At 73.6% G+C, this 11,532-nt stretch carries 9 protein-coding genes; 6 read left to right on the top strand and 3 right to left on the bottom strand.

From position 1 onward, the window contains the following. Positions 1-25 precede the first annotated feature (25 nt). The 3 genes from ABEB12_RS17580 to ABEB12_RS17570 all read left to right on the top strand — a co-directional run bounded on the left by ABEB12_RS17580 (position 26) and on the right by ABEB12_RS17570 (position 3,607). The gene (locus ABEB12_RS17580) at positions 26-934 is read left to right on the top strand and encodes an SCO6745 family protein (RefSeq protein ID WP_185059349.1); all 909 of its coding nucleotides are present in this window, start codon (positions 26-28) and stop codon (positions 932-934) included. Positions 935-1,256: 322 nt separating this feature from the next. After that, entirely contained in the window at positions 1,257-2,507 is a 1,251-nt protein-coding gene (locus ABEB12_RS17575) for a DUF4190 domain-containing protein (RefSeq protein WP_185059350.1), read from the top strand. Between the two features lie 167 nt (positions 2,508-2,674). Then, complete coding sequence (locus ABEB12_RS17570) at positions 2,675-3,607, top strand: tetratricopeptide repeat protein (protein ID WP_185059351.1); 933 nt, start codon at positions 2,675-2,677, stop codon at positions 3,605-3,607. Between the two features lie 104 nt (positions 3,608-3,711). Here ABEB12_RS17570 and ABEB12_RS17565 read toward each other — a convergent pair whose 3' ends face one another. Next, complete coding sequence (locus tag ABEB12_RS17565; protein ID WP_185059352.1) at positions 3,712-5,124, bottom strand: neutral zinc metallopeptidase; 1,413 nt, start codon at positions 5,122-5,124, stop codon at positions 3,712-3,714. 69 nt (positions 5,125-5,193) lie between these two features. On the opposite strand from ABEB12_RS17565, the gene ABEB12_RS17560 reads away from it, so the two are divergent. Both ABEB12_RS17560 and ABEB12_RS17555 read left to right on the top strand, forming a co-directional pair. Next, positions 5,194-6,390, top strand: a complete 1,197-nt coding sequence (locus ABEB12_RS17560) for a glycosyltransferase 87 family protein (protein WP_185059353.1) — start codon at positions 5,194-5,196, stop codon at positions 6,388-6,390. Then, positions 6,339-7,607: a glycosyltransferase 87 family protein gene (locus ABEB12_RS17555; RefSeq protein ID WP_185059354.1), complete on the top strand. Its 1,269-nt coding sequence runs from the start codon at positions 6,339-6,341 to the stop codon at positions 7,605-7,607. The genes ABEB12_RS17560 and ABEB12_RS17555 overlap by 52 nt, the downstream gene beginning before the upstream one ends. Before the next feature lie 18 nt (positions 7,608-7,625). Here ABEB12_RS17555 and ABEB12_RS17550 read toward each other — a convergent pair whose 3' ends face one another. Continuing rightward, positions 7,626-8,270 carry a winged helix-turn-helix transcriptional regulator gene (locus tag ABEB12_RS17550; RefSeq protein WP_185059355.1) on the bottom strand — a complete coding sequence of 215 codons (645 nt, stop codon included), beginning with the start codon at positions 8,268-8,270 and terminating at the stop codon, positions 7,626-7,628. A gap of 81 nt (positions 8,271-8,351) precedes the next feature. Between ABEB12_RS17550 and ABEB12_RS17545 the strand changes: the two genes are divergently transcribed. Beyond that, positions 8,352-9,215 (top strand): alpha/beta fold hydrolase, encoded by an 864-nt coding sequence (locus ABEB12_RS17545; protein ID WP_185059356.1) that lies wholly within the window; start codon positions 8,352-8,354, stop codon positions 9,213-9,215. Here the strand turns inward: ABEB12_RS17545 and glgB are convergent, their stop codons facing one another. Beyond that, positions 9,216-11,495: a 1,4-alpha-glucan branching protein GlgB gene (gene glgB, locus ABEB12_RS17540; RefSeq protein WP_185059357.1), complete on the bottom strand. Its 2,280-nt coding sequence runs from the start codon at positions 11,493-11,495 to the stop codon at positions 9,216-9,218. It lies immediately after the preceding gene. Between the last annotated feature and the right edge of the window lie 37 nt (positions 11,496-11,532).

Raw genomic sequence — 11,532 nt, 5'->3', positions numbered from 1 at the left:
GCAGCCTGTCCTGGAGCCGTCCGCTGTGTCACCGGCGGACGCCGAACTGGGCGCCCGCCCCGAGTCGCCGGCTTTCGCCGGCGGCGTAGCGCGGCGGATGTGGCAGGCGCTGGAGCCGTACCACGCGGTGACCTACTTCGTCCCCGAGTCCCGGCGGGCGACCGACCGGCTGGGGCTCAAGGGCGGCTGGATGAGCTACTTCGGGCTGCGCGCCGCGCCGCTCGGGGCGGCGCCGGCCGGGCTGGTCGGCGCGGTGTTCTACAACTTCCACCCGAACCGGGTCGGCCGGGCCATCCCGGCCGCCTGGCAGGCCGCGACCCCGTCCGCGCTGGTGGAGGCCCGCCGGCGGAGCGTGGACGAGGCGCTGCGCCGGGTGCTCGGCGACGCGGTGGGCTCGGCGGAGCTGGCCGAGGCGGCCGAGCTGGCGCGGCGGGCGGCGATGGCCGCCCCGCTGGACGGCCGGGTTCTGGCCGCGGCGAACGCGGCGCTGCCCTGGCCCTCGGAGCCACACCTGGTGCTCTGGCACGCGCAGACGCTGCTGCGCGAGTCGCGCGGCGACGCGCACGTCGCCGCGTTGGTGTGCGCCAGGCTGGACCCGTGCGAGGCGCTGGTGACGTTCGCCGCCGACGGCCGGGCGGTGGCCGACGAGCTGCGGGAGTTCCGGGGCTGGTCGGTCGAGGAGTGGGCGGACGCCCGCTCGCGTCTGGTCCGGCGCGGGCTGCTCGACCCGGCCGGCGCGCTGACGGCGGACGGTGCGGAGCTGCGCGCCTGGGTGGAGGAGCGCACCGACCTCGCCGCCGTCCCGTCCTGGGCGGAGCTCGGCCCGGAGTCCTGCGAGCGCCTGGTTTCGCTCACCCGGCCGCTGGTGTCCGCGATCATCGACGGCGGCGCGTTCATGTCGAACAACCCCATGGGACTCAAACCGCTGCCCTGACCGGCCGGTCATCTCGGGTGATCGCCTTGTCCAGCCTCGGCCGCGGCCCGTTGGCCGACCGATCGGGCAGGTCGGGGCGCGGTCGCCGGTCATGGCGCCCGCGTGGCGGTATCGAGCGGGTGATCGTCGTTTGTGGTGGTTGAGCGTCGAAAATCGACGCTGGAGCGCCACTGGTGGCGATCATGCTCGCGGAACCTGGTGGGACTGTCCTGGATACGGTGATCACCGGAGTGGCCGTAGAGCTCCGCGCGGCCGCGTGGCGATGGCGGCCGCGCGAGGCCGCTGCCGTGCACAATGGCGGTGCGACGCGGACGGGGGGCACATGACAGAGCCGGGGCGACAGGAAGACAGGTGGGCGGACCCCACGGCGCCGGGCGATACCGCCGACGCCTCGGCCGCCTCCGAACCGGCGCCGGCCCGGGACGGGGAATCCCCGGCGGCCGGCGCCGACGCGGCAGAGCAGAAGCGACCGGACACCGGCCCGGACGAGACCCCCGCAACGTCGGGCGAGTCACCGGCCGCGTCGGGCGAGTCACCGGCCGCGCCGGGCGATGAAGGCTCGGCGCGTACTCCGCGCGGGCTCGGTGACCCGCCCCGGGGTGTGAGCCTGACCGAGTCCGAAAGCTCCGCCGAACCGTCGTCGGGTGATGCGGATGCGGCGCCGCCGGGCGCGCCGGGCCAGGCCGGTGCTCCGGGGGCGTCGGCGCTGGGCGCATCCGGTCCGGATCGGTCCGGCGCTCCCGGGAATGCCTCAGGGCCGTTCGGCCCGCCGGGGGTTCCGGGACAGTACGGCCCGCCGGCGTCCGGCCAGTTCGGGTCGTCGGGCGGGCCCGGACATCCCGGCCCGCCGGGACCGTTCGGTCCATCTGGGGAGCGCGGGCCGGGTGCGGCGGGCCAGTTCGGTTCGCCCGGGCAGTTCGGGCAGGAAGCGCCGGGCCAGTTCGGGCCGCCCGGGCAGTTCGGGCAGGGCTCGCCGGGGCAGTTCGGGCCGCCCGGAGAGTACGGGCAGGGTGCGGGGCAGTTCGGCCAGCCGGGGGAGTGGGGCCAGGGTGCGCCGGGGCAGTCCGGTCCGCCGGGTGGCGCCGGGCAGTCCGGTCCGCCGGGTGCGCCAGGGCAGTTCGGGCCGCCGGGGATTCCGCCCGCCGGGTTCGGCCCGCCGGGTGCGTCGGGCGAGCCGGGCCAGTTCGGCCCGCCGGGTGCGCCGGGCCAGTTTGGCCCGCCGGGGACGGGAGGGCGGGGCACGCCGGGGTACGCCGACCTGCCCGCGTATCCGGGCTACCCGCCGGGACCGGGCTATCCGCCGGCCGAACCGCCGACCAACGGCATGGCGGTGGCGTCCCTGGTACTCGGCATTGCGGCGTTCCCGCTGGTGCTGATGGGGATCCCGTGGTTGGCCAGCATCCTCGCGCTGGTGTTCGGCTACGTCGCCAAGAGCCAGATCCGCGCTCGCGGCGAGGGCGGTGCTGGCTACGCCACGGCCGGGATCGTGCTCGGCTGGATCGGAATCGCGCTGTTCCTGCTCGCCATCATCGGCCTCGCGGCCGTATTCGGCTTCGCCATGCTGCAAAGCTAGCGCCGTAGGCGCTGGCCCGAGCGCGCGCCCGGTTAGGCGCGTGCGGGATATCTGGGGCGCCCGGACCCGCTGGGTCACCCGGCGGATTCGAAACGCCTCGCGCGGCGTGCCAGGATGGTGACGTGTCTCGACCTGATCCACGACAGAGGGCGGCCCTGAGCTCCGCGATGGCCGGCGCGGTTGATCTTTCCGCGCTGCGGGCGCGCGCCGAGGCGTCGCGCACCGACGGCCGGCAGAACGGCCCGGCGGGCGGCGCGGCCGCCCCGGCCGGCGGCCCCGACTCCAGCGCCGGCGCCTGGGTCGTCGACGTGACCGAGCAGACCTTCCAGGCCGAGGTGCTGGAGCGGTCGCTGCAGGTGCCGGTGGTGGTGGACCTGTGGGCCGACTGGTGCCAGCCCTGCAAGCAGCTCTCGCCGGTGCTCGAGCGCCTGGCCGAGGAGGGCCGGGGCACCTGGATCCTGGCCAAGATCGATATTGACGCCAACCCGAGGATCGCCCAGGCGTTCGGCGTGCAGTCCATCCCGATGGTGATCGCGATCGCCGGCGGTCAGCCGGTGCAGGCGTTCAACAGCGCGCTGCCCGAGCCGCAGGTTCGTGAGTGGCTCAAGGCGATCATCGATCAGCTGCGCGACCGGATGCCCGGCATCGCCGAGGCCGAGGCGGCGGCCGGTGGGGTCGAGGAACCACCGGAGGACCCCCGGTTCATCGAGGCCGAGGACGCCCTGGAGCGGGGCGACTACGGCCAGGCGGAGGCGGCCTACCAGCGCATTCTGGACGCTGAGCCGGCCAACGAGCAGGCCAAGGCGGCGCTTTCCCAGGTGCGGTTCCTGGCCCGGGCGGAGCAGGCGGACCCCGGTGCGGTCGTCCGGGCGGACGCCAATCCCGACGACCTGGACGCGCAGCTGGCCGCCGCCGACGCGGAGTTGGCCGCCGACCGGGTGCAGGAGGCGTTCAACCGGCTGGTCGGGGCGGTGAGCCGGGCCGACGGCGAGGATCGGGACCGGGTGCGAGAGCACCTGATCGGCCTGTTCGAGTTGTTCCCGGCGGATGACACCAGGGTGATGGCCGCCCGCCGGGCGCTGGCCCGCGCGCTGTTCTGAGCCGCGACATGACGCGGTGAAACCCGCGATATGACGCGGTGAAACCCGCGATATGGCATGGGGGAACCCGCGATATGGGGTGGCGGGACCAGCGATATGGGGGGTTAGATGCCGCATTTGGCGGCGCCGCCTAGGGTGCCTTCGCGGAAGGCGCCTACGCGTTGGAAGCCTTGGTCGGCTGGGGGCGTGCCGGTGGCGTCGCGGGCGGCGTAGTCCTGGTTCAGGAGTTCGTCGACCGCTTCGTCGACGTCGCCGGGGGAGAGGCCGAAGCCGGAGGTGTTGCGGTCCAGCAGGGAGCGGGTGTAGGCGCCGGCCAGGCAGACGGCGGCCCGGCCGGCGTCCGGGCCGCGCACCGGCTTGCCGAGGGCGGCCAGTGCGGCCAGCGCGTACCGGCTGGCCACCAGGGTGCCGGTGGCGTAGTCGCCCCGGCTGTGCACCGAGCCCAGGGTCGCCGGTGAGGCGCTGAGCGTGCCGGAGTCCGGGCAGAACCGAACCGGACCCTGCCGGGCGGCGGACGAGCTCGAACACCCGGAGTCCGGCCGCAACGGCGGGGCCGCCCAGCGCCGGCCCCGCGAGCTGACCAGCGCGGTGAACCAGGCCTGGGTGTCCGGCACCATGCTGGCCAGCAGCTCGTCCAGCGGCAGGTTCCCGGACTGCAGCAGCTCCTGCACCGTGGTGAAGCCGCGCTGCGTGAAGAGCTGGTTCTGCGCGGTCATCGCGGCACACCGGGACGCGCCGTTCTGGTAGCCGTCCAGGAACGCCGAGGCGCGGTCAAAGGCGTCGCCGTGCGCGTTCGGACCCAGCTCGAAACCGACCGGGTCGCGGAAGGAGAGCAGTGCCGAGAGCGCCCGGTCCAGGTCCTTCTCCTCGATCCGCACGTGCGCCAGCTCGCCGTTCACCGAGGCGCGGACCACCACGCCGGCGAAACAGTCGGCCATCGCCTCCAGCAGGATCGGTGGGTAGCGGGAGCGCTCGCGGATCTGGGTGCCCACGTCGATGCCGATCCGTTCCTGCACCGCGTGCCCGACCTCGTGGGCCAGCGCGAGCAGCACCCCGCCGTTGCCGTACTTGGCCCGCAGCTCGGGCACCAGGCCCAGCCGGTCCCAGATGATCACGTCCATCGCCGGGCAGTAGAGGGCCTGCTTGTTCATGTCGATCGGCCGCCTGGTGCACTCCGGCGGCAGGTTGGGCTTCGCCGGGTCGACCGCGTGGAAGGCGTGCAGCGGGATCCATCTGCGGCCGAACTCCGGCGGGAACCGGAGGTGCCAGTAGGCCTCCACGTCGTGCACCACGTCGGCGGCCAGCCGGTCGGACGGCGTTCCCGTGCCACCCCTGATCGGGGTAACCGGCGGGGGTGAGGTGTCGGGTTGGGTCAGTTCGGTGATGTCCGGCCCGCCATCGGACGACCCGCCGCTCAGAAAGCTACAACCGGTGAGCGAAACGGCGACGAGTGTCATCGCCGCGACGGCCAGTGCGGTCACCGTCGCGCGACGACGATCACCGAGGGTCGCGCCCACGATCGATATTCTGCTTGACATGCCGGTCGCCGCCACTCGGCGGGCCACGCGGTTGGTTACCGTCTCCGGGTGACCCCGCTCCGCCGCCTGCCCGACGTGCTCGGGGTGGCGCTCGCCGGCGTCGCGGTGCTCCTGGCGGGCTGGCTGTTCGTGCGGTTCGGCAGCGGCAACCTGGTACGGATGGCCACCCCGGACATGCACTGGCACGTGGACTTCGACACCTTCTGGCGGTCCGCCGTCGCGCTGCGCGAGGGCACCGACCTGTACGACACCGGCGCCCGGCTGCCCAACCTGAACCCGCCGCTGCTGTCCGTGCTGTTCACCCCGCTGGCCTCGGTCGACGTGTTGTCCGCCTACCGGGCGATGGTGCTGCTGACGCTGGCGCTGGTGGTGGGCAGCGTGGTCGCGGTGGCCGAGGAGGTCGGCGCCCGCGCCGGGGTGGCGATGCTCGCCGTGGCCGCGCTGCTGGTGTCCGCGCCGCTGCACGGCACGCTGGCCCTCGGCCAGATCTACGGGCTGCTCACCGCGCTGCTCACCGCCGCGTGGCTGGCCGAGCGGCGGGGCCGGCACGGTTGGTCGGGGGTGGCGCTGGGCCTGTTGGTGGCGATCAAGCCCTCGCTGCTGCCGTTGCTGGCGTGGCCGCTGCTGCGCCGGCGCTGGGAGGCCCTGGGTGCCTCGCTGGCGGCCGGCGCGGCGGCCACGCTGGCCGGCCTGGTGGCGGGCGGCTGGACGGCCACCTGGGAGTGGTTGCGCCTGCTCGCGGCCAAGGGCGCGGACCCGTTCCTGGACAACGACTCGCTGGCCGGGTTGGCCGTCCGGTTCGGCTGGCCGGCCTGGCCGGGGTACCTGGTGGCGAGCGGGCTGCTGGCGGTCACCCTGGTCCGGGTGCGCCGGCGGCCGGAGTACGCCCTGTGGGCGGTCACCGCCGCCTCGCTGCTGCTGGCCCCGATCGCGTGGAACAACTACCTGGTGCTGCTGGCGCCGTCGGTGCCGTTGTTGCTGGTACACGGCCGCTGGTCGGCGGCGCTGCCGGTGCAGGCGCTGCCCATGATCGGGATCGAGTGGTCGAGCCTGCTCGACGGCGGGGACTCGGTGCCGAACCGGCTGGGCATGTCGCTGTACTGCGGCATGCTGCTGGTCTACTGGACGGTGCTGGCGAACGGCCGGGCCGGGGCGGCTGAGCTGGGCGCCGCCGCGCCGGATACCGTCGAGGGGTGTCCCAGCCCGTCTCCCGACCGCTCGCCACAGCCGGTGCCGTCGCGCTGACCGCGCTGTTCCTCGGCGTGACCGCGTGGCTGTTCGTGCTCTACCCGGGAGTGCTGGTCGGCGGGGTGGCCAACCCCGATCCCAAGGGACACGTCGACTTCGAGACGTTCTGGCGCTCCACCGTGGCGCTGCTGCACGGTGCCGACACGTACCACACCGGTTCGGTGCTGCCCAACCTGAACCCGCCGTTCCTCACCCTGCTGCTCGCCCCGTTCGGGCTGGTCCCGGCGCTGCCCAGCTATTGGGCGTTCTCCGCGCTGACCGTGCTGCTGGTGACCGTCTCGGTGCTCCTGGTCGCCCGCGAGCTGCGGCTGGGTCCGGCGGCGGCCGCGTTCGGCGTGCTCACCCTGTGGGCCAGCTCGCCGCTGCACGGCACGCTGCTGCTGGGCCAGATCTACGGGCTCCTGCTGGCCGGCCTGACCGCCGCCTGGCTGGCCGGCCGCCGGGGCCGGCCGCTGCTTTCGGCGGTCCTGCTCGGCATCGTGGTGGCGATCAAGCCGTCGCTGGCGCCGCTGGTGCTGATCCCCCTGGTGACCAGGAACTGGCGCGCCCTGTGGTCCGGCATCGGCGCGGCCGGCGGCGCCAGCATCCTGGGCGTGCTGGTCGCCGGCCCGTCCAGCGCGCTGACCTGGTTGCGCCTGGCCACCGGCACCCCGGCCCCCGAGTTCGACGCCAACGCGTCCCTCCCCGGCCTCCTGGCCCGCCTCCACGCCCCCGGTTTCCTGGGCTGGGTCGCGACGGTGGTAATCGTGGCCGCCACGTTGTGGCTGGCCGGCCGGCCCGCGAGTCGGCGGTTTCGTCAGCGCGAGTCGGTGCTTTCGGCACACCGGGTCGGCGGTTTCGGCACCCCCGACCGGCGGACGCCGGGCGAGGTCACCGGCGCCGACGCGGTGATCTTCGCGGTGGCGGCCGGCTGCCTGCTGGCCGCGCCGATCGCCTGGCTGAACTACGTGATCATGCTCTGGCCGGGCGCACTGATCCTGCTGCGTGCCGGTCGCTGGCGGACGGCGGTGCCGCTGCTGGTGGTCCAGGTGATCCCGGTGGCCTGGGGGAACCTCTGGCAGGCCGCGCCGCACACCCCGGAGGCGGTGGCCGGCCGCTCGCTGTACTGCCTCGTCCTGACCGCGTTCTGGGCCGCGCTACTGGCCTTCTGCCTCACCGACCGGGCGCCCGAGCCGAGCCGCGACGCCCGGCGGGAGGCCTACGCCGGCGTGTGAGCCGCCGCGGCGGTCGGTTCACGGCGTGCCGGCCGCGTCGACCAGCCGCCGGACCGCCGCCAGATCACCGGTGACGGTGAGCGCGCCGCTGTCCAGGGCGGAGGCCAGCGAGCGCTCGTGGGTCAGCACCGCCCCGAGGGTCCGGTGGTCGGTGTCCAGCACGGCGTCCGGGTCGGTGGGGTGCTCGCCCCGCCGCACCTCGGTCAGCTCGCCGCCCACCACCCGGACGTGGTAGACGTCGTGCTCCAGCCGGATCCGGTAGGTGGCCGACCACGCGAGGCCGGACCCCGCCCGGAAGTACGCGCGCAGCCCGAGCAGCACGGTGTCCGCGCCGACATCGCCCCGGCGCGGTACCACCGGCGAGCGCATCCCCCAGGTCCGCAACGCGGCGAACACCGGCTCCAGCTCGGCGCCCCACTCGGTCAGCTCGTACACCTTCGAGGCCGAGGGCGGCGGCAGCGTCCGCCGGCGCAGCACACCCACGCGCACCAGCTCGCGCAGCCGCTGCGCCAGAACGCTGGGGCCGATGCCGGGCAGCGCGGCCTGCAGGTCGACGTAGCGCCGGGGACCCAGGCGCAGTTCCCGCACCACCAGCAACGCCCACCGCTCGCCGATCATGTCCAGCGAGTGCGCGATCGGGCAGGCCTGCCCATACGTCCGCATCCCGGTCTCCACTTTGAAAATAGTAGTGCAAACTATGGCTTCGAGAGTATGGTTCGGCGAAACACCACCCGGAGGTTCGTGATGACCGAGCACGTGCAGCCCGCCGACGAGCGGATCGTCCCGGTGAACGGGATCGAACTGTGCGCACAGGCCTTCGGCACCCCGGGCGGCCCGGCGATCCTGCTCATCGGCGGGGCGGAGGCGTCCATGGACTGGTGGGAGGACGAGTTCTGCGGCCGGCTCGCGTCGGCCGGACGCCACGTCCTGCGCTACGACAGCCGCGACACCGGCCGGTCGACCACGTTCCCGGTCGGCGAGCCCCCGTACACCGGGGAGGATCAGCTGGCCGACGCGCTCGGGCTGCTCGACGCCTTCGGGCTGGGCGCCGCGCACGTCGTCGGCATGTCCGGCGGCGGCATGCTCGCCCAGACCCTCGCGGTGCTGCACCCGGACCGGGTCGCCACTCTGACCCTGATCTCCACCTCCCCCGGTGGTTCCGACCTACCCCCGATGAGCCCCGCGCTGGCCGAGCGGTTCCAGGAACCCGCTCCCGGCCCGGACTGGACCGATCGCGAATCGGTGATCGCCTACTTCATCGAGGGTGAACGCGGCTTCGCCGGCACCCTCCCGGTGGACGAGTCGCGCATCCGCCTCATCGCCGGCCGCGCCTTCGACCGCTCCCCGGATCCGGCCGCCGCGACCAACCACTGGATGGTCGGCGGTGCCGAGCCGGTCCGGCCCCGCCTGGGCGAGATCGCCGCGCCCACGCTGGTCATGCACGGCACCGCCGACCCGCTGTTCCCCTACGGCCACGCCGAGGCGCTGGCCCGCGAGATCCCGGACGCCAAGCTGGTTCCGCTGCCCGGCGTCGGCCACCAGATGCCCCCGCCCGAGGTCTGGGACACCGTCATCCCCGCGATCACCGACCACACCGCGCGGGACTGATCAGCTATCGGGGTCGCGCTCGCCGAGCAGCCAGAGCACCCCGGCGGGCGGCACCCGCAGCACCGCCGAGGCCGGCCGGCCGTGCCATTCGGTGGCCTCGGCAACCACTGAGCCGAGGTTGCCCACCCCGGAGCCGCCGTAGTTCTCCGCGTCGGTGTTCACCAGCTCGCGCCACCGGCCGGCGAACGGCAGGCCCACCCGGTAGTTCTCGTGCGGGTGGCCGGCGAAGTTGGCCACGCAGGCCAGCACCGAGCCGTCGCCGCCGGTGCGCAGGAAGGAGAACACGTTCCCGGCGGCGTCGTTGGCGTCGATCCAGGAGAACCCCTCCGGCGAGCTGTCCAGGCTGTACAGCGCGGGCTGCGCGCGGTAGTGCCGGTTCAGGTCGCCGACCAGGCGCTGGATGCCGGCGTGCAGCGGGTGGTCGGTGTGGCCCCAGTCCAGCGAGCGGGACTCCGACCACTCCCGGCGCTGGCCCAGCTCACCGCCCATGAACAGCAGCTGCTTGCCCGGGTGCGCCCACATGTAGCCGAGCAGCGCGCGCAGGTTGGCCGCCTTGTTCCACTCGTCGCCGGGCATCCGCTCCCACAGCGAGCCCTTGCCGTGCACCACCTCGTCGTGGGAGAGCGGGAGCACGAAGTTCTCCGTGTAGGCGTACACCATGGAGAACGTCATCTCGTTGTGGTGGTAGCCGCGGTAGACCGGGTCCTTGCCGACGTAGTGCAGGGTGTCGTGCATCCAGCCCATGTTCCACTTGAAGCCGAAGCCGAGGCCGCCGAGATGGGTCGGCCGGGTCACCCCCGGCCAGGAGGTGGACTCCTCGGCGATGGTGACCACGCCGGGGTGCGCCTTGTACACGGTGGCGTTCATCTCCTGCAGGAACGACACCGCCTCCAGGTTCTCCCGGCCGCCGTGGACGTTCGGCTCCCACTGGCCGTCCTCGCGGGAGTAGTCCAGGTAGAGCATCGACGCCACCGCGTCCACCCGCAGGCCGTCGACGTGGAACTCCTCCAGCCAGTACAGGGCGTTGGCGACCAGGAAGTTGCGCACCTCCTTGCGGCCGAAGTCGAACACGTAGGTGCCCCAGTCCAGCTGCTCACCGCGCCGGGGGTCCGGGTGCTCGTACAGCGCCGTGCCGTCGAACCGGGCCAGCGCCCACTCGTCCTTGGGGAAGTGGGCCGGCACCCAGTCCACGATCACCCCGTAGCCGGCCTGGTGCAGGGTGTCCACGAAGTGGCGGAAGTCGTCCGGGGGGCCGAAGCGGGCGGTCGGCGCGTAGTAGGAGCTGACCTGGTAACCCCAGGAGCCGCCGAACGGGTGCTCGGCCACCGGCAGCAGCTCGACATGGGTGAACCCGGTCTTGTCCAGGTACTCGACCAGCTCGGCCGCCGCCTCCCGGTAGGTCAGCCCGGCGCGCCACGAGCCCAGGTGCAACTCGTAGACGCTCATCGGCTCGTTGACCGGGCTGGAGTCATTGCGCCGGCGCACCCACTCGGCGTCGCCCCACTCGTAGTCCGAGCTGGTGACCACGGACGCGGTGGCCGGCGGGGTCTCGGCGGCGAAGGCCATCGGGTCGGCCTTCTCCCGCCAGTGCCCGTCCGCGCCCAGGATGCGGAACTTGTACCGGGCACCCCGGCGCACGCCGGGCACGAACACCTCCCACACGCCCGAACTGCCCAGCGAACGCATCGGCTGGCCGACGCCGTTCCAACCGTCGAAGTCGCCGCACACCCGCACGCCGCGCGCGGTCGGTGCCCAGACCGCGAAGCTGGTGCCCTCGACCTTGCCGCCCGGGGTGTCGTACGCCTTCGGGTGGGCGCCGAGCGCCTCCCACAGCCGCTCGTGCCGGCCCTCGCCGATCAGGTGCAGGTCCACCTCGCCGAGGGTGGGCAGCCAGCGGTACGGGTCGTCGGTGTGCTCCACGTACTCGCCGTAGCGCACGTCGATGCGGTAGTCGGCCGGCCGGTGCGGCAGCAGCGCGGAGAAAAGACCCCCGTCGTGCACCTTGTGCAGCGGGTACGCCTCGGTCTCACCGGTGAACGTGACCTCGACGGCGTCCGCGTTCGGGCGCAGCACCCGGACCACGGTGCCGCCGTCTCCGCCGTTCACCGGGTGGCTGCCCAGCACCGAGTGCGGGTCGTGATGACTGCCGCCGAACAGGCGCGAGACGTCCTCGGCGGTCGGCGGGTTGACGGGCAGGGTGGCCGGGTTGGTCAGTTCGGCTGGCACGGCGCTATAGCCTATTGGCCCCACCGGATCGATGCAGACCCTGGTAGCGCCCATGCGCGAACGTGGCTCCCTCACGACGGAGGCCTACCCA

It is taken from the genome of Actinospineispora eucalypti (assembly GCF_039543365.1).
GTDB classification, from domain to species: Bacteria; Actinomycetota; Actinomycetes; order Mycobacteriales; family Pseudonocardiaceae; genus Pseudonocardia; species Pseudonocardia eucalypti.
The sequence above is the reverse complement of the archived record's forward strand: the minus strand, read 5'-3'. Positions and strand labels throughout refer to the sequence as shown.